Below are 24,693 nucleotides of genomic sequence, written 5' to 3'. Positions count from 1 at the left end.
AATACAGAAGAAATAGTGTGAGGGGGTCGACGACACCGGAAGTCGTTTCGAGAAACGCATCGCAGGCCGTGCCAGCGGAGCGAAAGCGGGGACGGCGCTCACCGGTCGACGCTGGTCCGCCCGGTTCCGGGCGAAACGAACGCGGGACCCGGGAGCGGGCGTCTCACTGGAGCGTTTCTTCCCACGGCTCCTCGCCGTGCTGGTCGCCGAACAGTTCCCGCATCAGCGTGACGATGCTCTCGGGCGGGAACTGGCCGCGTTCGGTGACGATGGCGTCGACGTGGCGCGGCGGCGTCACGTCGAACGCCGGGTTCTCGACGGCGAGGTCGGGGTCGTCTGCTCCCCGGCCGATGTCCGAGCGCTCGTCGTCGGCGAGCACCTCGCTCTCGTCTCGCATCTCTATCTCGACGGTGTGGCCGGTCATCGTCGCCGGGTGGAGCTTCAGCGTCTGGGCGGCGACCACGACGGGAACGCCGCGTTCGCGAGCGTTGACGGCCAGACCGGAGGTTCCTATCTTGTTGATGACGCTGCCGTCGGCGGCGATGGAGTCCGCGCCGACGAGTACGTGGTCGACGTCGTCGAGATACCGGCGCGCGGCGTTGTCGACGATCAGCGTGACTGGCACGCCCAGCTCCCGAAGATGGCGGGCGGTGATGTGACCCTGCTCGCGCGGTCGCGTCTCCTTGACGACGGCGGTCAGTTCCTTGCCGTCGTCGAGCGCGTGGCGAACGCAGGAGAGGGCGTCCGTCGAGTGGCAGTGGGTCATGATGGTGTCGCCGTCCCGGAGCCGGTTCGCGCCGATCTGGCCGAGGTTGTCCTGCGCCTGGTCGAGCTGGTGGCGGAACTCGGTGGCGCTGCTCTCGACGCTCCGGCGCAGGCGTTCGACGGTGTCGCCTTCCATGTCCCGGAGGACGTACCGCAGAGCGTTCGGGAGGCTGACGGCGGTCGGCCGCGTCTCGTGCAGGCGTCGAGCGGCCGCGCGCATCTCCGCGCGGAACGCCGCCGGTGAGTCGGCCTCGCTGGCCGCCGCTCGCTCGCCCAGCGCCTCGGCGGCGGCGTCCGCGATGGCCGCCGCACCGCGGATTTCCATCGACGCGATGCTCTCCGCGGCGTCGGCGACGGCGGGGTGAACGTCGCGGTCCATGCTAGCGGTTACGTGACCTTCGCGTAAAAATTGCGTCCCGGGTCCGGACCCTCCGGGTCGGAGGGTCGACGGCGAACGACCGCCGCATTACTACAGAGCATACACAAACCTTTTTGTATACCTACCAGGTATTGGTGGGTACGATGAGCGCCACTTCGAGTCCCGACGTGGAACACGCGATCGAACGCTGCCGACCCGCAGACGTAACACCCGTGACCCTCGACGCCACCGCGCTACCCTCGACGCGAGACGACCTGCGCGACCTCCAGAGCGCCCTCGACGCGAACGACCTCGTCCCCGCTGGCGTCACGGTCGAAGCCTGCTTCGACGAGTCCTGCTCGTACGCCACGCAGGACGAGGCCGACCGCGTACGGGAGTGCATCCGTACGGCGGCGTTCCTCGGAGCGGGTACCGTCACCGTCGAGTTCGACAGCGTCGCCGACGAGTCGAAGGTCCGACCCGCCCTCGCCGCAGTCCGCGAGCGCGCCCGCCGGGAAGGGGTCACCCTGGAACTCGACGGGCCGCTCACCCTGTAACGCGGTCCGAACTCCCGCCACGGGACTGCGCTCCCGTCCCGTCTCGCCAGCCGTTCCTCCGTTCGCGGTCGACCGTCGAGGACCGTCGGTCGCCGGGTCGTTCGGCGACGGACTCGTCAGTCGCCGTCGGGACTCTTTCCGGGGACGAGGTACTTTTCGCGCCCGACGTTCTGCATTGAAAGCTCCAGTGGCCGACGTCGCGCACGAACGCTTTTTGCGTCGTGGTCCAACCCTTCCGTATGATCGAAGGTTGGAACGTCGACAAATCTCGCGCCGCGTGGTGGACCATCGGTGCGGCCCTCGGCGTCACGGCGCTGTACATCGTCTACTCGTTCATCGGCACGTTCGTTTTCGGCATCTTCATCTACTACTCGACCCGCCCGGTGTACGACCGGCTCAAGCGACGAATCGGACCGCCGAGTCTCGCGGCCGCCATCGCCCTCTTCGCGCTCGCCCTGCCCGCCCTCCTGCTGATGACGTACACCGGCGCCATCGCGATTCAGGAACTCCGCAAGTTCGCCGGGCGGACCAACATTCAGGAGTTGCCCGAACCGATCCAGCCGTACGCGGACGTCTCGAACATCGTCCAGAGTCCCGGAACCCTCCTGTCGGGCGGGATAGACACGAAACTCGCCCAGGACGTGTTCGGCTCCACGCTGGGGTACATCGGGTTCGTCGGCACTGCCGTACTGCATCTGTTCGTCATGATCGCCATCGCCTTCTACCTGCTCCGGGACGACCACAAGCTCTCGCGGTGGTTCCGGCGCACCTTCTCGGACAGCGAGGGCGTCCTCGACTCGTACGTGACGCGCGTCGACACCGACTTCAACAGCATCTTCTTCGGCAACATCCTCAACGCCCTGCTGACCGGGACCATCGGCGCAATCTCCTACAACGTGCTGGACTACGTCGCACCGGCGGGACTGTCCATCCCGTATCCGACGCTGCTCGGCCTGCTCACCGGCGTCGCGAGTCTCATCCCGGTCGTCGGGATGAAGCTGGTGTACTTCCCGGTGAGCGCGTACGTCGGCGCGGAGACGCTGCTCCTGCGCGACCCGACCGTCATCTGGTTCCCGGTCGTGTTCTTCCTCGTCTCGCTCGTCATCGTCGACACCATCCCGGACCTCGTCCTCCGACCGTACGTCTCCGGACGCAACCTCCACGTCGGGATGGTGATGCTGGCGTACATCTTCGGGCCGCTGCTGTTCGGCTGGTACGGCATCTTCCTCGGTCCGATGATACTCGTACTCGTCGTCCACTTCGGCGAGATCGTCCTCCCGGAACTGCTCGCCGGCCGGCCGATAAAACCGTGGGCGGTCGACCCGACGTATCTCAACGAGGGACACGGGACAGCACGGCAGCCGCGAGATCGCGGCGACGTCCCCGAGACCGGGTCGGAACCGGTCGACGCGGACGAAGCGGGTAGCGACGCGGCGAACGAATCCGGACAGGGGGGAACCGACTCCGCATCGAAAGGGGAGGACGCCGACGGGTCGGAGCCGGTGGGCACGCCGTCGCCAGGCGAGGACCAGAAGTGACTGCCGTCGAGTCGGCACCGACTCGGCCCGAAACCGGTGGGACGTCTCAGAGGTCGACGAAACGGTCTTCCCACTGCCGGCGGTTCGCGATGGCGGCCTCACCGCCGTCGGTGAGCGTGTAGTAGTTCGTCCGCTGGTCGCGTTCGCCCTTCTCGACGAGTTCCTTCTCGACCAGCGTGTCGAGATTCGGATAGAGCCGGCCGTGGTGGACGTTGACGTCGTAGTACTCCTCGAGGTCCTCCTTGATGGCGAGTCCGTGTGGTTCGCCGTGGCCCGAGATGACGTACAGTATGTCCCGCTGGAATCCCGTCAGATCGTTCATCGTCGATATCACCCATTCTATCATTGGTGAAATAAATATAACGGTATGATAATGTTCGGGAAATGGAGCCAGCGGTGTCGTCCCGCTCGGGACGCCGGGAACGCTCGGACGGACCGACCGGACCCGAATCTCGGACGGCGACGACTGTACACTTATCAGCGTCGGGAACGTACGTTACGTTATGCCTGAAGAAGTGCTGTTCGAGACGGAACAGAACCAGAGCCGCAGCGAGATAGCGGCCTACCTCCGGACGGTCGCCGACAAACTCGAGGACGGCGAATCGGTGACGCTCACCTCCGGCGACCAGACGGTGACGCTCACGCCGCCCGAACGCCCGACGTTCGAAGTGAAGTCCGAACGCGAGACCGGGGATGGTCGCGACGAACTGAGCCTCGAACTGGAGATCGAGTGGAAGGAAGGCGACGACGGCGCCGACGGGTCGCTCGACATCGAGTAACGACCGCGACCGACCCGCGAACGGTTTCTTCTCGCGCCACGGCCGAGGCTACGCGAACGTGAATCGTCGACGGGAGAGAACGCAGTCGCTCGAATCGTAGTATCGAAAGGAAAGCGGAACACGCGGGGGCGAAAAGACCCCGCGAACCGCTTGCCGCCCTGAATTGGTCCCCGCTGACGCTTCGGCCCTCCAAAGCGAAGCGTCACTTAGAGCAAGACGACCCACCATCATAAACCTAACGCCCTCGGTTACACGGGTGGGGTACCCGAAAGCTACTCAGATGTGCTCCTCTTCGAGCACCCAGCCGAGCGCGCGTTTGTAGTAGGTGAACATCTCCCTGACGCCCTCGTGGCGCATGTCCTCGCTGTCGAGATGCTCCTCGAGGAACTCGTACTGCTCGCGGATCTCCTCTTCGTCTCTCATACCCCTGGCTTGGACTTCGTCGCACATCAGTCCGGGGGTGACGGAACCGGAGCGACGACGACCGACGAACGCGGGCCGCTCGAACCTCGTCCCCGTTCCAGTCGCGACGCGACGTCCCGCCGCCGGGACAGAAGGATTTTGTCGAACGGAATCCAACGTGGAATCGTGAATCTCTACCGTAGCGTCCGGGCGGTCACCGGGGCGTCCGGGACCGGCCCCATCGACTGGGACGCCGTCACCGAGGCGGCGAAGGCGTCGACGGATCCCGGTTCTATCGCACTCTCGCCCGCCGAACGGTCGGGGTACGCGGCCGACGTCCGCGACGCTCGCACTCGTGTTCGCGAGGTTTCCGGCGTCGACTTCGACGTGCCGGCGACCGTCGAGATACAGAACCGACACCACTGGATCGACGCCAACGTCAACACCTTCCGACAGGTGATGAAACCGATCGAGGAGCACGGACCGCCCGCCCTCCCCGGCGTCGCCCGCGTCGTCAACACGGGGACGATGTCAGTGATGCTCTCCGTGCTGGGCACCAACGTCCTCGGACAGTACGACCCGCTGCTGCTCGCGGAGGGCGACGACCACGCGCTGTACTTCGTCCATCCGAACATCGAACGCATCGCGGACGAACTCGACACGGACTTCGACCGCTTCCGGCGCTGGATCGCGTTCCACGAGGTGACCCACGCCGCCGAGTTCGGTGCTGCGCCGTGGCTCTCCGACCACCTCGAATCCCGGATGGAGTCCGGCATCGAGGCGCTCGCCAGCGGCGGCGTCGACCGCGAGGCGTTCCGCGAACTCGACGCCGCGATGACCGCGGTCGAGGGGTACGCCGAACTGCTGATGGACGAGGCGTTCGACGAGGAGTACGCCGACCTCCGGGCCAAAATCGAGGCCCGCCGCCGCGGGATGAATCCGCTCTCGAAACTCGTTCGCCGCCTGCTCGGACTCGGCCTCAAGCGCCGCCAGTACGAGCGGGGCAAGGCGTTCTTCGAACACGTCGTCGCCGCCCGCGGCATCGACGGCGCGACCCGGGTGTGGGACGCGCCGGACAACCTGCCCACCGCCGACGAACTCGACCATCCGCAGAAGTGGATGGCTCGCGTCCAAGGGTAGCCGGCGTCGGGACGGCGAGGAAAACGGCGGGTCGCTCTCCGACGCTTACTGCGCGTCGGACGCCTCGTTGTACATCTCCTCGATGGTCTCCTTGAGGTCGGGAGTACCGTCGCCCGGTCGACTCGGCCATCACGTTCGTGCGGTCGAAGACGGGGTGCGAAAAGGCCGCGGCCGCCGCTACAGTATCCAGCCGATGTACCACGTCAGCGCCGCCCCGACGACCAGTCCGAGGACGAGCGCGGCGGCGATGCCGAGCGGTCCGGCACCGCCGTGGAAGGCGACGAGTGCGCCCGACACGGCGACCAGACCGACGATGCCCACCTTCAGGCGCATCATCGCCGTCGTGCGCTCCTCTTCGCTGATGGGTCCGACCATCTATAGCTCGTGCGGAGCGCTGACGTGCATGCTGGTGAACAGCCACTCCCCGTCGCGTCGTTCGAGCGTCCCGCTCCAGCGCGTGTCGAACGAACGGCGTTCGCCCGCCTCCACGTCGGTCCACGACAGCGCCACGTCGTCCGTGAACCGCGCCACGTCGTCGCGTTCGACCACCCCGAGGGCCGAACTCTCGACGGTCCAGTCGTCCGTCGTCCGACTCTGCTCGCGCAGTCCCTCGGCGATGGCGTCGTACCCGACCAGTCGTTCGCCGACGCCGAACTTCGTCGCGTCGTCGCGTTCGGCGAAGTAGGGGTACAGCGGTTCGCCGCGCCGGAGCGCCTCGTAGTACTCTCGAATAGTCTCTTCGGCCCCCATGCGAGGGCAGTGGTCGAGCACGTGCTTAAAGCCAGCCGACTCGCTCTCGGGAATGTCAAACGGGCGTTTGAGTCTACTGAAAGGTTTTACCGTACGCGACTGTGGTCCGAACCGGGTGCACTGCTCGCGGTCGAGTGCGCCCCACCATGCCCCTGCCCGGAACCGCGGCGGCGACGCCGCCGCCGTCGGCGCGACGGCCACCACACCCGGAGACGTTTCGCCCTCCATCGACTACCGACGCGCCGTTCCTCACCGACGCGCTGGTCCCCTCGACCGACCACCGGAGAACCTCGCGGGCGCGAAGTCCCGGAGAAGAGACGACCGCTACTGGAAGCCCTTGCCGACCTCGTCCTCGTCGATGAGGTCGTCCAGTTCGGCGTCCAGCAGTTCCTCGGCTTCCTCGAACGTCGCGGCGAGGTCCTCGACCGCGTCCGGACGGTCGTAGTTGTCGTAGTCCATCGGTCCGAAGGCGGGGCTCTCCATCGCCTCCATCACGTCGTCGAACAGATCGGCCCGGTTCGTCGGCGCGTCCGCGTGAGCCTTGATGGTCTCTTCGAGCCGTTTGGCGCGCTCCTCGGCCTCCTCTTCGTCGCCCGGGGCGGCGTCGGGGTGCTGGACCGCGAACCGGCCCTCCCGGTAGTCCTCCCGCGGGAGGTAGGAGCCGATCTCGTCGTCCAGACTTCGAGCGACGCGCGCGCCGACGCCGCGCACCTCGAAGGGGTTCTTGGCGTACGTCTTCAGGTGGTAGACGCCGGCGTTCGGGTGGCCGACGTAGAGGTCCTCGCCGACGCCCTCCGCCCGGGTTCCCCCGGTCGCGCGCCAGCCCTCTGGGTCGACGTCCCGCTCGACGACGTCCTGGAGGATGTCCTGCCAGTCTCGGATCCGCATAGGTAGTACGTGTCACGGTGAGCAAATCAACGTGTCGGTCTCACCGGCGACCCGGACGGGGGTCGTCGGCGCGGTCGAGGCGTCTCGCGCCGAGTCGAAGCCCATTTATCTCGACGCCGAGACGCTCCGTCGATGCGTCTCCTCCAGTACTCCGACGTCGAGAACGCCTACGACGACCCGGGCCGCATCGGCCGTCTCGCGGGCCGTCTGGGTCAGCTGGACGGCGAGGACGCCCTGCTGGTCGGCACCGGTGACAACACCTCGCCGGGCGTGCTGGCGCTGGTCACCGAGGGGCGACAGGCGCTCGACCTCTTCTCGGCCGTCGAACCGGACGTGGCGACGTTCGGCAACCACGACTTCGACTACGGCCCCGCGGCCGTCCGCGACGTCGTCGCCGAGTCGCCCCAGACCTGGGTGACGGCGAACGTCTTTCGGGACGGCGAGCGCTTCGCCGCCGACCTGACCCGGCGCACGGCCGTCCTCGAAGCGGACGGAACGCGCGTCGGCTTCACGGGCGTCACGACGCCCCGGACCGCCTCGCTGAACCCCCAGGCGACCGACCTGACGTTCGCCGACCCCGTCGCGGCGGCCGGGGAAGCGGTCGCTGACCTCCGGGCGCGCGGCGTCGACCGCGTCGTCGTCCTGTCGCATCTCGGCCGGGGCGACGACGACCTCGCCGCGGCGGTCGACGCCGACGCCGTCCTCGGCGGTCACGTTCCGACGGAGCGAATCGACCGCGTCGACGGGACGCTCGTCACGCGACCCGGCGACGGCGGTCGCGCGGTGCTGGAGGTCGACCTGGAGGCGGGGACGGCGACGCGCCACGAGACGGGCGACGCTCGGCGCGCGAACGAGGTCGCCCGCGCGCTCCGCGAACGCATGGCGGCCGCGGGACTGGACGAGGTAGTCGCCTCGGTCGAGGAGCCGCTGGTGCGCACGGAGGCCACCCTGTTCGGCGGCGAGAGTCGCGTCGGCAACTTCGTCGCCGACGCCTACCGCTGGGCGACCGGCGCGGACGTCGCCCTCCAGAACAGCGGCGGTATCCGGAGCGGCGACCCCATCCAGGGGGAGGTCACCGTCGCGGACCTCGTGAGCCTGCTCCCCTTCGAGGAACCGGTCGCCGTCGCGGAACTCTCCGGCGAGCGACTCCGCGCTGCGCTCCGGCAGGCGGTCGACGGCTCGCTCGGGTTCGCCGAGGACGGCTGGTTCCACGCCCACGTCAGCGGGGCCGAACTCGCCTGGGACCGCGACGCCGGGACCGTCGAGGTCGTCCGCGTCGACGGCGAACCGCTCGACCCGTCGGCGACCTACACCGTGGCGACCAGCGACTACGTGCTCCACACCGACGACGAGTTCCCGGCCATCGAGGAGTCCCAGCGGGTCGCGACGGGCGACGTCCAGTACGAGGTGCTCGTCGAGTACGCCCGCGAGACGGGTATCGGCCCGTCCGTCGAGGGTCGGGTCGTCGAACGGTAGAATCGACAGCAGGCGTCGAGGTCGACCGGGGATAGTAAGGTACTCACCGCCGCGCGGCGTCCACTATGACATGTCCCGCGTCCTCGTACCGGTCCGGTATCCGCTGTCGGCACACTCAAAGCGGACGCTCGCGTCGGCGATAGACCTGGCCGACGAGCGCGACGCCGACCTGACCGTCCTCCACGTCAACCTCTACCATCGTGGCGACGACGTGACGCGACGCGACCTGAAGCGGGGGGTCGAACGGGCGTCCGACCAGTTCGCCCGCGTCCGGTTCGTCGTGCGCGAGGGGTTCCTGGTCGAGGAGACCATCCTGGAGGAGATCGTGGCGACCGACGCGGACGTGGTCGTCATCGGTCGCAAGCAGGTGGGGCGCTGGCGGCGGACGATTCGTCGCATCATCGGCGACCCGGACATCGAAGCGTTCCTCGACGAGAAGGTCGACTGCGAACTCGTCACCGTCGGCTAGCGCCTCTCGGACTCGCCCGGCGAGTCGTGGCGCGCCTCCTCGGCCGACTCGCGTCGAGGGGGAACGCCACCGCGCTCCGGGTCGACCGAGACGCGCGCGGTGCCGCTCGTGTCGTCGAACACGAGGTGGGAGTGGGGGTAGGCTATCTCCACGTCCGCGTCGTCGAGGTCCGCCCATATCTGTTCCTGTATCTTCGAACGCACCCGGCCGACGTAGTAGGGGTCTTTCACCCAGTACTGCAGTTCGAGCAGGATGCCGTGGTCGGCGAACTCCTTGATGTACGACACCGGCGCGCTCGGGTAGCGAGCGCTCCCGATGCGGATGTCCGGGCCGGTCTCGACCACCTCGCGGGTCTGGCGGGCCGCCCGCTCCATGATGGCTCGCGCCTCGTCTAAGTCCCCCTCGTAGGTCACCAGCAGTTCCAGCGAGAGCCGCGAGCGCGTGTCCTCGGCGGAGTAGTTTATCACGTCGCGCTCGCGCATCGTCGCGTTCGGGATGACGAGGAACGTGTTCTGGAGCGTGAAAACCTTCGTGTACCGCAGGGTGATGTCCTCGACGTAGCCGCGGGTGCCGCCGGTGGGCGAGCCGTTGTCCACGAGTTCGATCATGTCGCCGATCTCGTAGGGCTGGTCCGCGAGCACGAACAGGCCGTTGACGACGCTACCGACGAGGGGTGCGAGCACGAGGCCGAGCACCGCGGAGAACACCGTCACCGACAGCACGACGTTCGACACGTGGAACCCCAGCCGACCGGCGGCGAGCGTCACCGCGACGAACAGCACCACGCCCCGGACGCTCCGGAGGATGGTCTTGCGGACGCTCGGGCGCTGGAACCGCCGCGCGACTCGCCGGCCCACGAACCGGACGACCAGCTGGGAGACGTACCAGCCGGCGACCAGCAGGAGTCCCGCGACGAACAGGTCGGCAACGACGACGCCGGGTGCGATGCGCTCGTCGCCCACCGCCGTGAGGACCCGCCACGCGTCGACCAGCGGGTCCGGGAGCCATGCCATGCGTGCCGCCTCTCAATCGCCGTCCAAAAATCCTCCCTTCTGGCGCGACCGCCCCTCGTTCCGCCCCGAGACGGCCGCCTCGCGGCGCGTCCGGGTTACGGTAACGGTCGGGAAGAGCGAGTATTACGACCGCGAGGGCGAACGAATCCGCGTCGACTGGGCGCGAATCGTCGCGGCCGGCGGAGCGCGGAGCATCGGAACGCGTCGACGCGGACCGGTTACCGCTCCGCTCCCGCCCAGTCGACCATGCGGTCGTAGAGGTCCCGCGACCGGAGCGCGGCCTCGTCGCCGACGAGCACGAGCGACTTCTTCGCCCGCGTCAGCGCGACGTTCACTCGACGGTAGTCCTCGAAGATGGGGCTGTCCAGGTCGCCCGTGGCGACGAACGAGACGACGATGACCTCCTCGCTCGACCCCTGGAAGCGGTCGACGGTGTCGACCGTCACGTCGTCCGGGACGCGCCGCGATATCTCCGCGACCTGCGCCCGGAACGGCGCGATGACGCCCACGTCCTCGACGGCGACGCCCGCCTCGACGAACCGCTCGACGATTTCGCGCACGCGTTCGGCCTCCGCCGGGTTCGTGTTCCCGACCGTCGTCCCGTCGGGGTCGACGAACGATACGGCGTTCCGGAGGCGGTCGGGCAGCGCGTCGCCGTCGACGCCCGGCAGGTCGTCGACCCGCTGGGCGGCGGTCTCGCCGTCCGCCGGACGGAGCGCGCCGTCGTAGAACTCTCGGGAGGAGAACGCCTGGATGCGCTGGGCCATCCGGTACTGGCGTTCGAGCATCACCGAGGCGTCCGGGTAGCGCTCGACGAGGCGCTCGAACAGCGACTCGCCGAGGTCGCTCGCTCGCGGTTCGTCTCGCTCTCCGCTCGCGCGCTCCGCGCCCTCGGCCCGAACGACCGGCGGCAACTGGTGGTGGTCGCCGACGAGGACGAACCGTTCGGCAAGGTTGATGGCCGCGAGCGTCGCCGGTTCGGTCAACTGCGAGGCCTCGTCGACGAGCGCGACGTCGAACTCCTGTTCGCGCATCACCCGCGACCCGCAGGTGGCCGTCGTCGCGGCCACGACGCTCGCACCGCGGAGTTCGGCGACGCGCTCGCCGGGGTCGCCGCCGTGTTCCAGTCGCAGGTCCTGCATGTCCTCGCGGACGCCGTTCTCCGTCCCGACGCGGACGATGTCTTCGAACCCCTGGTCGCGCAGCGCTTCGAGGGCGTTGTCCACGGCGCGGTTCGTGAACGCCGACAGGAGGACCCGGTTTCCGCGCTCGACGAGCGCCCGGACGGTGCGGGCGATGGTGTACGTCTTGCCCGTGCCGGGCGGGCCGTGGATGAGCGCGCAGTCCTCGGCGTTCACCGCGAGGTTCACGGCGGCGTTCTGGCTCTCGTTGTTCGCGATGTACGTCTCTTCACCGGCTCGCGGTTCGCTCCGCTCACCGCTCGCTTCCACCGAGGCCCGTCCCGCCTCGCCACCCCCGAATTCGGGCTCTCGACGGCCGAAGAGCACGTCCTTCCGGTCGGCGTCGCCCTTCAGAAGGCAGTCGTGCAACGCCGTGAGCATCCGGTCGGCGCTCAGTTCGGAGGGGTAGACGTCCAGTCGGCGCAACTCCACGGGTTCGTCGGTCGTGACGACGACCTCCTCGCCGAGTTCTTTCACCCGCGCCAGTTCGGCGTGGCCGTGGACGGGGTGGCCGTCGCTGGCGATCACCACGTCGCCCTCCCGTATCTTCGAGACGGCGTCGTCGGTGCGGCGGGCGCGCAGTCGCCAGCGCTCGTCTTCTATCTCCTCCTGGTCCGCGGGTTCGAGGTCTATCAGCGCTTTGTCGGCGTCGGCGCGCTCCTCGGCGGTCTGCTCCCAGAGCTTGGCGTACTCGCGGTGGACCTCGCGGCGCTCCGCCTCGATGGCCCGGTACTGCGCCTCGAAGTACTCCTGTTCCTCGTCGGGAATCGCAGTACCGACCTGCCCGGCCTTCGACGTCTGGTCGAGGCGACCGGAGACGACCATGCAGGTGTCCTGTTCGAAACAGTGCGCGCAGGTCGCGTCCGCCTCGTAGCCCGTCGGAACGCCGTAGTCGAACTCCATCGCGGCGATCTCGTTGCGCGTCCGGACGACGAACTCCAGCAACCCCCGGCCGACGGAGAACTCCTTGGCGGGCGAGAGGTCGCCCGTCGCCTCGTTGCGGTCGAGCGTCGAGTTCTTGGTGTACAGCAGGGTCCCCGTGTCGGCGGGCACGTCGCGTTCCTGGAGCAGCAGGGCGTAACAGGCCGCCTGAATCTTGTCCTGGAACCGGGGGTCCCGCTTGGTGTTCTTCCCCGTCTTCAGTTCGACGGGCATCCCCCGCCGGAGCGCGTCGGCCCGCCCCTTGATGCCGAACCGCTCGCTGATGAGCGTGTACTCGCTGCGCCACTGGTCCTCTTCGGTGAGCGCGCCCTGTTCGAGCCACCCCTCGATGGCCTTCGCGTTCTGGCGCACCTCGCCGGCCACCTCGTCGGCCTCGCGGCCGAGCAGCCCGAGTTCGAGGCCGGCCTCCTCGACGCGCTCGTCGATGGCGTCGTCGAGGTCGCGCCCCCGGAGCAGGTCCCCGAACACCTCGTGGACGATGGTCCCCTTGACCACGGGGTAGTTCAGCGGGACGCCCGACAGCTTGTTCAGGTAGTACATCCGCGGACACTGCACCCACGACCGGACGTCGGTCACGTTCACCAGGAACGAGGGCTCGACGACGACGTACGACTCCTCGCCCGTCGCGTACCGCGTCTCGCCGCGGTACTTGTCCTCGTCCACGTCGGTCACGAGCAGTTCCATGTCCTCCTCGAGGAGGTCGGCCGTCTCGGTCCACTTCCCCCACAGCGTCACCGTCGTCGACTCGCCGTCGTCGCGCCGAACGACCACCTCGGCGAGGTCGCGGTCGCCGTACTGCGTGCTGACCGTCCGCACTTCGCCCGGTTCGACGACCGTTCCCCGTACGTTCACGCAACGTTCGTAGCGCTGCACCTCGAAAAGTTCTGTCGGTTGGACCACCGGTCGACCGGCGCGCGACCCGCCGGTCCCGTAAATTTATCAGTCGAGAGGAACTACTGGGGAGTGCGATGACGAGCGAATCCCTCGTGAGTCCGGAGGATAGAGGAAGCCGTCGGTCGGCGGCTGATCGAGAAATTCTCCCGCGAGCGTAGCGACGCTTCTGCCACCGACGACGCGTCACGCGCCGACCAGCCGCGGGTGTCGGTGTCGAGCGCGGGCGGCGCGGTCGAGGTGACCGTGGCCGGCGAGACCGAGGTGCTGTCGAGACGCCAGGCCGACCGGTTGCGGGAAGCGCTCGGGGCGGCGCTGACGGAGCGCCGCGAGTTCGTCCACACGGTCGGCGAGCACCGGGAGGACGGCTGCTACGTCGTCTCGCGCCGGGGAGCCGACTCGTCGGGTCACCGGAAGGTGTTCGAGAGCTTCGAGGCGCTCTCCCGGCGGTACGAGCGTCTCCCGACCGAGTTCACCGCCGCCGACGTCGGCGAGACGGGGCTGACCGGCGGTCGCCGACACATGCTGGTCCACCACTTCGTCGAGCATCCCGCGTTCGACTGCGAACTGGTCGCGCGCCAGCCCCTCACCGCGCACAAGGAGGGAAAGCGCTAGTCGGCGCGACCGCAGACCGGGCGGAGGGTCGCGGCGTCGACGACTCGGCCGCCGCAGCCGTCGCGGGCGAACTCGTCGGAGCCGTCGAAGTCGGCGACTCGGTCGCCGCTGGCGTCTTCGAGGACGACCGCGGAGAGGCGGCGGGGTCGGTCGAGCGGCGCGTCCAGCCCGACGGTCACGTTCGCGTGAGTCCCCGGCGGGAGGTACGACGAGACGCCGACGACGCGCATCTCGCCCGCCGACGCGTCGGGGTCGGGCGTGAGGACGACGAACCCGCCGGTTTCGAGCGTCGCGTCGGTCACCGTCGCGGCTCCGGCCGCTTCGGTCACCGACTGGTTCTGGAGCGTCACGCGGGCGTCCGGGTCGCAGGCCGACGGCGAGAACGCGTCCGGCGCGTGGCCGGCGACGCCGACGGGAAACAGTGCGACGAGCACGAGCAGTACTGCGGTGCGCACGCCGGACGTACGCGCTCCGACCGGAAAACGTCGCCAGACGTGACGATACGACGGACCGTCGAGGCTCAACGTTTTTCGGGGTGGCGTCCGAGGAGACCGATATGCCACGACCCTCGACGTTCTCCATCGTCGCGCGCGACCCCGAACGGGACGCGGTCGGCGTCGCCGTCCAGTCGAAGTTCGTCGGCGTCGGTGCAGTCGTCCCGTTCGCCAGCGCCGACGCGGGCGCGATAGCCACCCAGAGCTTCGCAAACGTCGCGTACGGTCCGGACGGACTGGACCTGCTCCGGCAGGGCGCGTCGGCGGACGACGTCGTCGAGGCGCTGACCGACGACGACCCGGAGGCCGCCCAGCGACAGGTCGGCGTCGTCGGCCGGGACGGCTCCGTCGCGGCGTTCACGGGCGAGGAGTGTTTCGACCACGCCAGCGACGTCCAGGGCGAACAGTACACGGTCCAGGGGAACATCCTGGAGAACCGCGAGACGCTCGAAGCGATGGCGGAGGCGTTCGAGGAGAACGGTAAAACCGCGAACCGCGGCCTCCCCGAGCGGCTCATCGCGGCGCTCCACGCGGGCAACGAGGCCGGCGGCGACAAGCGCGGCGAACAGAGCGCCGCCCTCTACGTCGTCAAGCCCGGCGGCGGCTACGACGGGAAGAACGACCGCTGGGTCGACGTGCGCGTCGACGACCACGAGACCCCCATCGAGGAACTGGAGCGGGTGTTCAAGATATACGACGTGACGCTGCTAGAGCGCGAGGAACCGGAGGAGACGCGGGAGCTATCGGGGGAGACGGCCGAATCCGTCGCCGCGACGCTCGCCGACCTCGGGTTCTACGACGGGACGCCGTCGAGCGCGTTCGGCGAGAGCGAGCGCGCCGCCCTCGAATCGTTCCGCGGGATGAACAACTTCGAGAACCACGACCTCGCGGTGCTGGAGGACGCGCTCGCCCGCGGCTGGGACGACGCCGACGGAACCGGCGAGGAGCGGATGGTCGACGCCATCTGGCACGGCCTCTCGCGTCTGGACAGGAAGTAGGTTCGGCGTCTCTCGACGGCTCCGACCGCTCGCGTCCTCACTCCGCCCTGCGTCGGCGTCGCTGCCGCAGCACGGTCACTCCGACGGCGACGAGGACCACGAGCAGCGGCATCAGCTTCCCGGTTATCGGCGGCCGTCCGTCGCTGTCTCCCCCGGTCTCCGTCGTTTCGCCGCCGAGCGAGAGGACGCCGTCTCCGTCGCCTCTGCCGACGTCGAGCGTGAACTGCGAATCGTGGAAGTGGAGTTCGAGAATCCCCATACCTTCCCGTTCGACGAGACGGCCCTTATCGGTTCTGGGGGTCGTCTCGCTCGGCGGTCCGACGGCACCGGGCCTCCGGAATCGAGACGGCGGACGATGCGAGGGATTGAATACGTCACGTTCCCGCGTGCCGATATGGACGAACGACAGCGCGCCTTTCTCGACGACTTGCTGACGACGCCGAGTCCCTCCGGATTCGAGACGGCGGGACAGCGCGTCTGGGTCGACTACGTCTCCGAGTTCGCCGACGAGGTACGGACCGACGAGTACGGCAACGCCGTCGCGGTTCTGCACGGCGACGGCCCGGAACTGGCGTTCGCGGGCCACGCCGACGAGATAGGGCTGATGGTCGCCGGCGTCGACGAGGACGGGTTCCTCCGCGTCGGCCGCATCGGCGGGTCGGACCACACCGTGACCAAGGGCCAGCACGTCGAGGTCCACACCGACGACGGCGTCGTCCCCGGCGTCGTCGGTCAGGCCGCCATCCACCTCCGGGAGGGCGACGAGGACGTCGAGGACGTGGACGAACAGCACGTCGACGTCGGCGCAGAGAGCGAGGCGGAAGCCGAGGAACTCGTCGACGTGGGCGACCCGGTCACCGTCCGACAGACGCTGTCGGACCTGCACGGCAGTCGCGTCGCCGCCCGCGGGATGGACAACCGCGTCGGGACGTGGACCGCGGCGGAGGCCCTGCGCCGCGCGGCCGAGCGCGGCGTCGACGCGACGGTGTACGCCGTCAGCACCGTCCAGGAGGAGGTCGGTCTGAAAGGGGCCACGATGGTCGGTTTCGACCTCGACCCGGACGCCGTCGTCGCCGTCGACGTCACGCACGCCATGGACAGTCCCGACGTGACGGGCGAGGAGCGGTTCAAGGACCTGAACGTCGACCTGGGCGGCGGCCCGGTCGTCGCTCGTGGGAGCGCCAACCACCCCGAGGTCGTCGCCGCGGTGCGCGCCGCGGCCGACGACGCCGGCATCGACGTGCAACTGCAGGCCGCAGGCATCAGCACGGGCACGGACGCCGACGCGTTCTACACCGCCCGCGGCGGCATCCCCTCGCTCAACCTCGGCCTGCCGAACCGGTACATGCACACGCCGGCGGAGATCGTCGACACCGAGGACCTCGACGCGGCGGCCGACCTGCTGGCCGCGTTCGCCGAGCGCGCCGAGGACCGCGACGAGTTCGCCGTCGACGTCTGAGCGTCGTCGAGGGCCGCGACGTCGTCGCTTCGCCCGAGTTACATCCGGTACGTTTAAGAACGCAACCAGTGGGAATTGTCATATGAGTGGACGACCGCTTGACGTGCTCGAAGCGTCGCTGAATAGCGAAGTGACGGTGCGTCTGAAGGGCGGCGAGGAGTACACCGGAACGCTGACCGGCTACGACCAGCACATGAACCTCGTCATCGAGGACGCGGCGGACGAAGACACAACCATTATACGCGGCGATAACGTCGTTTCTATCAATCCATGACCGGTGCAGGAACGCCTAGCCAGGGGAAGAAGAACAAGACGACGCACGTGAAATGTCGCCGCTGCGGCGAGAAGTCCTACCACGTGAAGAAAAAGAAGTGCTCGTCGTGTGGCTTCGGCAAGTCGAGCAAGCGACGCGACTACGAGTGGCAAGGCAAGACGGGCGACAACTGAGTCGCCTCCTCCCTTTCTCTCGCTCTCTACTCGGTAGCCGCGGCTGTCGTCCACTCCGTCGTCGACGCCGGAAGAGAGACGGGTACGCCGACCGGACGTCTGATGGGCACGTTCGTGCATAAATCCAGCTTGGGAACGGAAGAATACGACACGATAACGAGGCTTTTTACTACTGGCCCGCACTATGAGTAGCTATGCCAGATGGCCGGGACGGATCCTTCGACGGCCCGACAGAGAAGTGCGGCGTCGTCGGCGCGTCGCTCGCCGACCGGGACGCCGCGCGACCCCTCTACTACTCGCTGTACGCCCTCCAGCACCGCGGCCAGGAGTCTGCGGGAATCGTCACCCACGACGGGTTCCAGCAGCACAGCCACGTCGAGATGGGTCTCGTCGGCGACGCGTTCGACACCGACGACGTCGACGGACTCGCGGGGAGCGCGGGCATCGGTCACGTCCGGTATCCCACCGCGGGCAGCGTCGACGAGAGCTGCGCGCAGCCGTTCACCGTCTCGTTCAAGAGCGGCTCGCTCGCGCTATCGCACAACGGCAACCTCGTCAACTCCGAAGAGATTCGCGAGGAGCTGGCCGGACTGGGCCACGCGTTCACCTCCGACGGCGACACCGAGGTCATCGCCCACGACCTCGCTCGCAACCTGCTGGAATCGGACCTCGTCCGGGCGGTCAAGCGAACGATGAGCCGCATCCACGGCTCCTACTCGCTGGCCATCATGCACGACGACACCGTGCTCGGGGTCCGGGACCCCGCCGGGAACCGTCCGCTCTGTATCGGGACGGTCGAAGACGGGTACGTCGTCGCCAGCGAGTCGGCGGCCATCGACACCATCGACGGCGAACTCGTCCGGGACGTCCGTCCCGGCGAACTCGTCGTCCTCCACCCCGACGGCGAGGGGTTCGACAGCTACCAGCTGGTCGAGCGCGACCGGCCGGCTCACTGCTTCTTCGAGCACGTCTACTTCGCGCGGCCGGACAGCGTCATCGACGGCAACCTCGTCTACGAGGTGCGGCGGGAGCTCGGACGCAACCTCTGGGAGGAGAGCGGCATCGACACCGACGTCGTGATGCCGGTGCCGGACTCCGGTCGGGCGTTCGCCTCGGGGTACGCCGAGGCGGCCCAGGACAACGGGGCCGGCGTCGAGTTCGCCGAGGGGCTGATGAAGAACCGGTACGTCGGTCGCACGTTCATCATGCCGACCCAGGACGAGCGCGAGCGCGCCGTCCGCCTGAAGCTCAACCCCATCAAGTCGACGGTCGAGGGGAAGACGGTGACGCTCATCGACGACAGCATCGTCCGGGGCACCACCTCGACGCAGCTCGTCCAGTTGCTCAAAGACTGCGGGGCGGAGGCGGTCCACATGCGCATCGGCGCGCCGCCCATCGTGGCCCCCTGTTACCTCGGCATCGACATGGCGACCCGCGAGGAACTCATCGCCTCCGACAAGTCCGTCGAGGAGATCGGCGACGCCATCGACGCCGATAGCCTCGCGTACCTCTCCCGGGAGGCGGTCGCGGACGCGCTGGGGGCCGACCGCGGCGACCTCTGCATGGGCTGTGTCACCGGCGAGTACCCCTACGAGATAGACGGCGAGGAGACCGACCGCGAGGTGAGCCGCCCCGTCATCGACGGCGGGTCGTCGGCCGGCGCGGACGACTGACGGCCTCGGTTTTCCACCGGCCGCCCGAATCCTCGTCCCTGTCAGTACGCCACGTACAGCAGCAGGTAGACCACCACGCCGAGGAAGAACGATATCAGCCAGAGCGAGGCGGCGACGCGGCCGATGCGGGGGTGGTTCGTCTCCGAGAGCGTGCCGACCGGGCGCGTGAGCGCCAGCAGCAGGACGTAGTATAGCAGGGGGATGCAGACCACCGCCAGCAGGACGTGGACGCCCAGTATCGGGAAGTAGACGAACCGCTCGACGGCGGCGGGGCCGGGGAACTGCGTCGGCCCCTCCAGCGCGACCTTGTAGAGGTACAGCGCGAGGAACGCGACGAACAGGACGAGTCCTGCCAGCATGCCGCTGCGGTGCCGGTCGACGTTCCCGCGGCGAATCGCTCGCCACGCGCCCGCGATGACGACGATGGCGACGGCGCTGATTGCGGCGTTGACGTGCGGGATGGCGGCGAGCACCGCGGCGGGGGCGTGCGGGAGCGCCCCCTGCGGAACGACCCCGAGCGCCGCGGCGAACACGAGCGCGAGAGAGACGACGGAGAGGACGGCGGTCAGTGCCGGGACGTGGTTCCGCGCTGTCCAGTTCATGTGACGGCGTTGGGGCCGACCCGACATACGCGTTATCCTACCCGCTCGTCGCGTCGGCGTCGCTCGCCCCGGTCAGTTCACGACGCGATGGAGGTCGCCCTCCTCGCAAATCGGGCAGGCGTCGTACGGCAGGTCGAACGCCCGCGCGCAGTCCGAGCAGACGTAGTCGATGCGGGTGTTTCGGAAGCGATCGAGCAGGCGATCGAGCATCGCCCGGGATATCTTCGCGCGGACGAATGAATTTAATGAGCGAACGCCGATACGTCGGCGTCGAGAGTGACCGACATCGAAGTACGCCCGGGGCAGTACGGCGCGTGAACGACCACCGGACTGCGAGCAAATGAAAGGCCTTTTATCGGGGCACCATCTACCACCGAGTGCGGAAAGTGACTGCGAGCGTGGGTAGCCAAGCTAGGCCAACGGCGCAGCGTTGAGGGCGCTGTCCCGTAGGGGTCCGCCGGTTCAAATCCGGTCCCACGCATCGCACGGCGACACTCGCCACGAACGATGCAAGGTGCCCTCCCACATCGGGACTGCACCCACGCACAATCCTACCGAACCGACACCGACCAGCCGTGGCTGGTCCGTTCTCCTGGACGCGATTGCACGAGAAGTAGCGCCGGGAGTCCGCGAACTCAGAGGCCCTCGTACGTACTGATGCGGTCGCGCCAGAGCTCGGGGAGCGACCGCGACTCGCGCGTCTCGGGGTCGACGGCGACCTGGACGACCTCCGCGGTCGCGGCCACCTCGCCGTCCGCGAGGATCTCGTACTCCATCGGGATGCTGGACTCGCCGAGTTCGGGGACGCGAACGGCGACGGTCACGTCGTCGTCGAGCGTGACGGCCTGGCGGTAGTCGATTTCGAGGTGGGCGATGACGCCGCCGACGTCCTCGAGTTCCGCGCCGACGACGTCGCGGAAGTAGTCCATGCGCGCCTGTTCGAGAAACGTGGCGTAGACGGCGTTGTTGACGTGGCCCATCGTGTCGAGGTCGCGATACCGGACCTCGATCTCCGTCGCGTACTCGAAATCGTCCATGCCGGCGTTAGTCACGAGCGGCTACATCCCACTGTCGGTTCGGTGCTGTCCGACGCCGGCCTCGACGGGTGGCGTCAGACGGGGTCCGTCTCGTGGAGGAACGTCTGCACTTCGACGGTGCGACCTTCGGGGTCGTCCGCGAAGAACTGGTAGATGTCGTAGCGCTCGTTCTCGACGGGGTCGCCGCGAGCGCGGTCGGCCAGTTCCTCGTGGAGCGCGTCGACGCCCGCCCGGTCGTCGGTGACGAAGGTGACGGTGCCGTCCGTGTCCGCGGACTCGCGCTCGCAGAATCCGAAGAGCATGTTGTCGTACTTGAGGACGGTGCAGTCGGGCTGTTCGAGCCACACGTCCGCGCCGAGGCGGTCGGTGTAGAACGAGACGGTTCGTTCGCGGTCCTCGCTGGCGAAGAAGACGACGCCGGTCATGGTCGGCCCGACGGAGGCCGGGACGAAAAGTCTCGGGTGTGCGCCACTGCGTCGAGCAGCGTCCCGGGCGGGACGTCGCGCTCGTCGACGACCGTGGCGTCCGTCGAACCGGTGCCTCGGCGCGATTCTCGGCAGCTGGTCGAGGAGCGCGACACCCGGCGACGAACCGGTCGCCGGCACGGCCTCGAACTGCCCGTCGGGGGAGAGCCGAGCGTTACGGTCGGTTCTGCGGCAACAGGGGGTGCATAACAAAGGGTGCGACCGGCGTCGCCGGGGACGAGCGAATGGTTCGGACGCACTCACACCGACTGGAGAAGAGTGCGCTCGCCGCCGGGTTCGCGGCACTGGCCGTCGGCGTGGTCGCGGCCCACGCCGACCCGGCGCGGGCGTACGAACTGTCCATCTACTCGGCGACGCCGCTCGCGTTCTGGGCCGGCATCGGCCTCGCACTGGTAGTCTCGGTCGGGGTCGCCTGCGCCTCGCCGGACTGGTACCGGTCGCTCGCGCTGGTGCTCGGCGGCGTCGCGACGCTCGCGGTCACCGCCTTGCCGGTCCTCCGGGGGTATCACTTCTACGGCGCGGGCGACTCGCTGACCCACCTCGGCTGGGCGAAAGACATCGCCGGCGGGAAGATGGCCGCCTACGACCTCCTGTACCCCGGCACCCACTCCATCGCCATCGTCATCAGCGAGGCGACCGGTCTCCCGCTGCGCGACGGTCTCATGCTGATGGTCGTCGCGTTCGCGCTGCTGTTCATCGTCTTCGTCCCGCTCGCGGTGCGGACGGTTACGGGCGACCACCGGGCGACGACGTTCGCCGCCCTGGGCGGGTTCCTGCTGTTGCCCATCAACAGCATCAGCGTGTTCCTCCTCGCACACCCCACCTCCCAGGCCATCCTGTTTTTCCCCCTGATGCTCTTCGTCGCGACGAAGTACATCACGAACGTCGACGGACCGAGCGTGCCGCCGTTCGGGACCTCCTTCGGGACGCTGCTCGCGCTCACGTCGGCCGCCATCGTGTTCGTCCATCCGCAGCAGGCGGTCAACGCCGCCTTGCTGTTCGGGGGCATCGTCTTCGTCCAGTTCGTCTATCGGCGGTTCCGCAAGGGCCACGCCATCGCCCGCCACCGCGCCATGTACGGCCAGACGGCGTTCCTGCTGGCGATCTTCCTGCTGTGGGCGCCCCGCCACGAGCGGTCGTCGGGCGCGACGCGGGCCCTCATCGTCCGCATCGCGACGGACCCGTCCGCGGGGGGTGACATCGGTCAGCGGGCCGCCAGTCTCTCCCAGATCGGCGGGAGCTTCGAGGCGCTGTTCCTGAAGATGTTTCTCGTCACCGGGGTGTTCTGCGGACTCGCCGGGATACTGCTGCTCGTGGGATTCTTCGGTCGGTTCCGGGACGCCGACGTGAACGCGTTCAGCAAGTATCTCGCCGTCGGCCTCGTGCCGCTGTTCGGCCTGTTCGGCGTCTTCCTCGCGACGAGTTACTCGCAGTTCCACTTCCGCGTCCTCGGGTTCATCATGGTACCCGTGACGATGCTCGGGGCCATCGCGGTCGCCCGGACCGTCGACGTCGTCGAGGCTCGCGCGCCGAACGGGGACCCCGTCCCGCTCGTGGCCGGCGTCGTCGTCGTCGTACTGCTCACGCTGTCGCTGCTCACCGTGTTTCACTCCCCCTACATCTACCAGCCGTCCGGCCACGTCACCCAGGGGTCGATGACGGGCTACGGAACGGCGTTCGACCACCGGGGCGACGCACGGTTCGTCGGCCTCCGGTCGCCCGCCGAGCGATACGGCGACGGGGTGCTGGGCTACCGGGAGAACAAGCGCCTCGACTTCACCGGCACTGCCATCTACGGCGGGTTCAACGCCACCGGGCAGAACTTCACCGCAGGTCGCATCGCCCGGTACTACGACGGTCCGCGGTATCTGCCGGTAACGGACGCCGCCCGTCAGCGTGAGCTACGGGTGTACGACGGGTTGCGCTTCCCCGCTCGCGGCTTCAGGAGCCTCGAAGCCCACCCCGGCGTCTCCCGCGTCCAGTCCGGCGGCGGCTTCCAGCTGTACTACGTGAACGGGAGCGAATGATGGACGCGAAACGGCTCGCCCGCGGATTCAAAGCGACGCTCGGGGCGCGCGCCGCCCACGTCGTGGCCAACGGTCTGCTCGTGGTCCTGCTGACGCGCTTCCTGCTGACGAACGCGGAGTACGGTCTCCTCGGCACGGTGCTCGCCGTCTGCGGCGTCGCCGGCCTGTTCGCCGACCTCGGCCTCGCGAAGTCGGCCGCCCGGTACGTCACCGAGTACCGCGAGACCGACCCCGGACAGATTCCCCACGTCCTCCGGACCGCGCTCGGCTACCGGCTCGTCGCTACCTTCGCCGTCGTCGCCGGATTCGTGCTGTTCGGCGGCCGGGTCGCCCGCCTGGTCGGACATCCGGACCTCGCACCGCTGCTCGGCATCGGCGGCGTGTACGTCGCCGTCTACTCGCTGTCGACGTTCGCCGTCATCGCGTTCCAGGGGTTCAATCGCGTCACGTACAGCGCGGTCACCCGGGCGACCGGGAGCGTCTGTCTGCTCGCGTTCGTCACCCTCGGCGTGGTCGCGCTCGGCGGTGCGGCCGGCGCGCTCGCGGGTTACGTGGTGAGTTACGCGCTGGCCGCCGCCGTCGGCGTCGGCCTGCTCTACTGGAAGTTCTACCGGGACCACGAACGCGCCGCCTCCGACGCGGTCGAGTCCGGACTCGCCCGCCGGGTCCTGCGGTACAGCGTGCCGCTGACCGCGACCCGGGGCGCGAACGTGCTCGACAAGCGCGTCGACACTATCCTCGTCGGCGTGCTGATCGGCCCCGTCGCGGTCAGCTACTACTACCTCGCGAAGCAGATATCGACGTTCGTCCAGACGCCGGCGGCGTCGCTCGGGTTCACCGTCTCGCCGACCTACGGCGAGCAGAAAGCGGACGGCGAGACGAAGAGCGCGGCGCGGCTCTACGAGACGACGCTCGAACACACCCTGCTGCTGTACGTCCCCGCCGCGGCGGGGATGGTGCTCGTCGCCGACCCGGCGGTCGTGACCGTCTTCGGTGCGACGTACAGCGCGGCCGTCCCGGTCGTGCAGGCGTTCGCCGGTTACGTCGTCCTCCAGGCGATAACGTTCATCACGAGCGACGCGCTGGACTTCCTCGGCCGGGCGCGGGAGCGCGCGCTGGCGAAGGGCGGCACCTCGGTCGCGAACTTCCTGCTGAACCTGCTCCTGATCCCCGCGTTCGGGGCGTTCGGCGCGGCGATGGCGACGGTCGCCACGCACTCCGTCTACGTCGCCGTCAACCTCGCGGTCGTCCACGCCGAACTCTCGCTGGCGATTCCGCGGCTCCTGCGCCACGTCGCCTTCGTCTGTGCCATCACCGTCGCGATGTCCGGCGCGGTCCTGGTCGCGCTCCCGTACGTCTCCGGCCCCCTCTCGCTCGCCGGCGTCGTCCTGCTCGGCGTGGTCGTCTGGGCCGCCCTCGCCGTGTTCAGCGGCCTGCTCGACGTCCGCCGCGTCGTCGGCATCCTGGCCTGAGCGCGCCCGCCGGACCTTCGGACGCCCCGTCTCCTCGACGTCTCGAACTCCGGCAGGCGGGCGCGCGTTCGAGACTTCGTCACTGCCCCGCGACGCTACCGTGTCTACGCGGGGACGCCGTCGGTCGGCGACTGCGCCGTCGTTCGACGCGTGACTCCGCGGCGGCCGTGACCGTCGACCGGCGATTCGCCCGGCGTCGGCGAACATTCAGGACCGGCTTTCCCCACCGAAGGGC

General features: G+C 68.6%; 28 protein-coding genes and 1 tRNA gene. 15 read left to right on the top strand and 14 right to left on the bottom strand.

Features of this window, described 5'->3' with window-relative positions; translation table 11 throughout:
* Positions 1–163: 163 nt before the first annotated feature.
* On the bottom strand, positions 164–1,144 hold the full coding sequence (locus ACTF4R_RS01735) for a ribose 1,5-bisphosphate isomerase (RefSeq protein ID WP_440005758.1): 981 nt from the start codon (positions 1,142–1,144) through the stop codon (positions 164–166).
* A 143-nt stretch (positions 1,145–1,287) separates the two neighbouring features.
* Between ACTF4R_RS01735 and ACTF4R_RS01730 the strand changes: the two genes are divergently transcribed.
* A complete protein-coding gene (locus ACTF4R_RS01730; protein ID WP_433623911.1) occupies positions 1,288–1,680 on the top strand; it encodes a DUF7961 family protein in 393 nt (130 codons plus the stop codon).
* A gap of 239 nt (positions 1,681–1,919) precedes the next feature.
* Entirely contained in the window at positions 1,920–3,218 is a 1,299-nt protein-coding gene (locus tag ACTF4R_RS01725) for an AI-2E family transporter (protein WP_440005756.1), read from the top strand.
* 46 nt (positions 3,219–3,264) lie between these two features.
* On the opposite strand, the gene ACTF4R_RS01720 is transcribed toward ACTF4R_RS01725, so the two are convergent.
* Complete coding sequence (locus tag ACTF4R_RS01720; protein ID WP_113276148.1) at positions 3,265–3,540, bottom strand: PadR family transcriptional regulator; 276 nt, start codon at positions 3,538–3,540, stop codon at positions 3,265–3,267.
* A 181-nt stretch (positions 3,541–3,721) separates the two neighbouring features.
* On the opposite strand from ACTF4R_RS01720, the gene ACTF4R_RS01715 reads away from it, so the two are divergent.
* Positions 3,722–3,997: an amphi-Trp domain-containing protein gene (locus tag ACTF4R_RS01715; RefSeq protein WP_440005754.1), complete on the top strand. Its 276-nt coding sequence runs from the start codon at positions 3,722–3,724 to the stop codon at positions 3,995–3,997.
* A 276-nt stretch (positions 3,998–4,273) separates the two neighbouring features.
* Here ACTF4R_RS01715 and ACTF4R_RS01710 read toward each other — a convergent pair whose 3' ends face one another.
* On the bottom strand, positions 4,274–4,420 hold the full coding sequence (locus ACTF4R_RS01710) for a hypothetical protein (RefSeq protein ID WP_433623905.1): 147 nt from the start codon (positions 4,418–4,420) through the stop codon (positions 4,274–4,276).
* Positions 4,421–4,585: 165 nt separating this feature from the next.
* On the opposite strand from ACTF4R_RS01710, the gene ACTF4R_RS01705 reads away from it, so the two are divergent.
* A complete protein-coding gene (locus ACTF4R_RS01705; protein WP_440005752.1) occupies positions 4,586–5,539 on the top strand; it encodes a zinc-dependent metalloprotease in 954 nt (317 codons plus the stop codon).
* Positions 5,540–5,716: 177 nt separating this feature from the next.
* Here ACTF4R_RS01705 and ACTF4R_RS01700 read toward each other — a convergent pair whose 3' ends face one another.
* The 3 genes from ACTF4R_RS01700 to ACTF4R_RS01690 form a co-directional block, all read right to left on the bottom strand.
* Positions 5,717–5,914 carry a hypothetical protein gene (locus ACTF4R_RS01700; protein WP_440005751.1) on the bottom strand — a complete coding sequence of 66 codons (198 nt, stop codon included), beginning with the start codon at positions 5,912–5,914 and terminating at the stop codon, positions 5,717–5,719.
* The gene (locus tag ACTF4R_RS01695) at positions 5,915–6,289 is read right to left on the bottom strand and encodes a YybH family protein (RefSeq protein ID WP_440005749.1); all 375 of its coding nucleotides are present in this window, start codon (positions 6,287–6,289) and stop codon (positions 5,915–5,917) included.
* Between the two features lie 324 nt (positions 6,290–6,613).
* Complete coding sequence (locus ACTF4R_RS01690) at positions 6,614–7,177, bottom strand: hypothetical protein (protein ID WP_433623895.1); 564 nt, start codon at positions 7,175–7,177, stop codon at positions 6,614–6,616.
* Between the two features lie 132 nt (positions 7,178–7,309).
* On the opposite strand from ACTF4R_RS01690, the gene ACTF4R_RS01685 reads away from it, so the two are divergent.
* Both ACTF4R_RS01685 and ACTF4R_RS01680 read left to right on the top strand, forming a co-directional pair.
* On the top strand, positions 7,310–8,653 hold the full coding sequence (locus ACTF4R_RS01685) for a bifunctional metallophosphatase/5'-nucleotidase (RefSeq protein ID WP_440005748.1): 1,344 nt from the start codon (positions 7,310–7,312) through the stop codon (positions 8,651–8,653).
* Positions 8,654–8,723: 70 nt separating this feature from the next.
* A complete protein-coding gene (locus ACTF4R_RS01680; protein ID WP_440005746.1) occupies positions 8,724–9,122 on the top strand; it encodes a universal stress protein in 399 nt (132 codons plus the stop codon).
* Here ACTF4R_RS01680 and ACTF4R_RS01675 read toward each other — a convergent pair.
* Both ACTF4R_RS01675 and ACTF4R_RS01670 read right to left on the bottom strand, forming a co-directional pair.
* A complete protein-coding gene (locus tag ACTF4R_RS01675) occupies positions 9,119–10,135 on the bottom strand; it encodes a mechanosensitive ion channel family protein (protein ID WP_440005744.1) in 1,017 nt (338 codons plus the stop codon). The genes ACTF4R_RS01680 and ACTF4R_RS01675 overlap by 4 nt on opposite strands.
* 218 nt (positions 10,136–10,353) lie before the next feature.
* Positions 10,354–13,110, bottom strand: a complete 2,757-nt coding sequence (locus ACTF4R_RS01670) for an AAA domain-containing protein (RefSeq protein ID WP_440005743.1) — start codon at positions 13,108–13,110, stop codon at positions 10,354–10,356.
* A gap of 246 nt (positions 13,111–13,356) precedes the next feature.
* Between ACTF4R_RS01670 and ACTF4R_RS01665 the strand changes: the two genes are divergently transcribed.
* Complete coding sequence (locus ACTF4R_RS01665) at positions 13,357–13,764, top strand: DUF7528 family protein (protein ID WP_440005741.1); 408 nt, start codon at positions 13,357–13,359, stop codon at positions 13,762–13,764.
* On the opposite strand, the gene ACTF4R_RS01660 is transcribed toward ACTF4R_RS01665, so the two are convergent.
* Positions 13,761–14,219, bottom strand: a complete 459-nt coding sequence (locus ACTF4R_RS01660; protein WP_440005739.1) for a DUF7282 domain-containing protein — start codon at positions 14,217–14,219, stop codon at positions 13,761–13,763. The genes ACTF4R_RS01665 and ACTF4R_RS01660 overlap by 4 nt on opposite strands.
* A gap of 101 nt (positions 14,220–14,320) precedes the next feature.
* Between ACTF4R_RS01660 and ACTF4R_RS01655 the strand changes: the two genes are divergently transcribed.
* On the top strand, positions 14,321–15,256 hold the full coding sequence (locus tag ACTF4R_RS01655) for a DUF1028 domain-containing protein (protein WP_440005737.1): 936 nt from the start codon (positions 14,321–14,323) through the stop codon (positions 15,254–15,256).
* Between the two features lie 37 nt (positions 15,257–15,293).
* Here ACTF4R_RS01655 and ACTF4R_RS01650 read toward each other — a convergent pair whose 3' ends face one another.
* A complete protein-coding gene (locus ACTF4R_RS01650; RefSeq protein ID WP_440005736.1) occupies positions 15,294–15,515 on the bottom strand; it encodes a hypothetical protein in 222 nt (73 codons plus the stop codon).
* A gap of 135 nt (positions 15,516–15,650) precedes the next feature.
* On the opposite strand from ACTF4R_RS01650, the gene ACTF4R_RS01645 reads away from it, so the two are divergent.
* The 4 genes from ACTF4R_RS01645 (at position 15,651) to purF (ending at position 18,835) form a co-directional block, all read left to right on the top strand.
* On the top strand, positions 15,651–16,715 hold the full coding sequence (locus ACTF4R_RS01645; protein WP_440005734.1) for a M20/M25/M40 family metallo-hydrolase: 1,065 nt from the start codon (positions 15,651–15,653) through the stop codon (positions 16,713–16,715).
* 82 nt (positions 16,716–16,797) lie between these two features.
* Positions 16,798–16,989: an LSM domain-containing protein gene (locus ACTF4R_RS01640; protein WP_113275493.1), complete on the top strand. Its 192-nt coding sequence runs from the start codon at positions 16,798–16,800 to the stop codon at positions 16,987–16,989.
* The gene (locus ACTF4R_RS01635; RefSeq protein WP_433623875.1) at positions 16,986–17,162 is read left to right on the top strand and encodes a 50S ribosomal protein L37e; all 177 of its coding nucleotides are present in this window, start codon (positions 16,986–16,988) and stop codon (positions 17,160–17,162) included. Before ACTF4R_RS01640 ends, ACTF4R_RS01635 begins: the two co-directional genes overlap by 4 nt.
* A gap of 194 nt (positions 17,163–17,356) precedes the next feature.
* Positions 17,357–18,835 carry an amidophosphoribosyltransferase gene (gene purF / locus ACTF4R_RS01630; RefSeq protein WP_440005732.1) on the top strand — a complete coding sequence of 493 codons (1,479 nt, stop codon included), beginning with the start codon at positions 17,357–17,359 and terminating at the stop codon, positions 18,833–18,835.
* Between the two features lie 41 nt (positions 18,836–18,876).
* On the opposite strand, the gene ACTF4R_RS01625 is transcribed toward purF, so the two are convergent.
* Together ACTF4R_RS01625 and ACTF4R_RS01620 are read right to left on the bottom strand one after the other, a co-directional pair.
* Positions 18,877–19,437, bottom strand: coding sequence for a DUF420 domain-containing protein (locus tag ACTF4R_RS01625; protein WP_440005731.1), 561 nt, complete (start codon positions 19,435–19,437; stop codon positions 18,877–18,879).
* A 72-nt stretch (positions 19,438–19,509) separates the two neighbouring features.
* Positions 19,510–19,647 (bottom strand): hypothetical protein, encoded by a 138-nt coding sequence (locus ACTF4R_RS01620; RefSeq protein ID WP_440005729.1) that lies wholly within the window; start codon positions 19,645–19,647, stop codon positions 19,510–19,512.
* Positions 19,648–19,833: 186 nt separating this feature from the next.
* Between ACTF4R_RS01620 and ACTF4R_RS01615 the strand changes: the two genes are divergently transcribed.
* A tRNA-Leu gene (locus ACTF4R_RS01615) sits at positions 19,834–19,918 on the top strand.
* A gap of 154 nt (positions 19,919–20,072) precedes the next feature.
* On the opposite strand, the gene ACTF4R_RS01610 is transcribed toward ACTF4R_RS01615, so the two are convergent.
* Both ACTF4R_RS01610 and ACTF4R_RS01605 read right to left on the bottom strand, forming a co-directional pair.
* Positions 20,073–20,474, bottom strand: a complete 402-nt coding sequence (locus tag ACTF4R_RS01610; protein ID WP_440005728.1) for an acyl-CoA thioesterase — start codon at positions 20,472–20,474, stop codon at positions 20,073–20,075.
* A gap of 74 nt (positions 20,475–20,548) precedes the next feature.
* Positions 20,549–20,899 carry a VOC family protein gene (locus ACTF4R_RS01605; RefSeq protein ID WP_440005726.1) on the bottom strand — a complete coding sequence of 117 codons (351 nt, stop codon included), beginning with the start codon at positions 20,897–20,899 and terminating at the stop codon, positions 20,549–20,551.
* A gap of 284 nt (positions 20,900–21,183) precedes the next feature.
* Between ACTF4R_RS01605 and ACTF4R_RS01600 the strand changes: the two genes are divergently transcribed.
* Both ACTF4R_RS01600 and ACTF4R_RS01595 read left to right on the top strand, forming a co-directional pair.
* A complete protein-coding gene (locus ACTF4R_RS01600; RefSeq protein ID WP_440005724.1) occupies positions 21,184–22,986 on the top strand; it encodes a hypothetical protein in 1,803 nt (600 codons plus the stop codon).
* A complete protein-coding gene (locus ACTF4R_RS01595; RefSeq protein WP_440006664.1) occupies positions 22,986–24,458 on the top strand; it encodes an oligosaccharide flippase family protein in 1,473 nt (490 codons plus the stop codon). The genes ACTF4R_RS01600 and ACTF4R_RS01595 overlap by 1 nt, the downstream gene beginning before the upstream one ends.
* The last annotated feature ends 235 nt before the right edge of the window (positions 24,459–24,693 follow it).

Source organism: Halomicrococcus pelagicus, from assembly GCF_051917725.1.
Lineage (GTDB): Archaea > Halobacteriota > Halobacteria > Halobacteriales > Haladaptataceae > Halomicrococcus.
The sequence above is the reverse complement of the archived record's forward strand: the minus strand, read 5'-3'. Positions and strand labels throughout refer to the sequence as shown.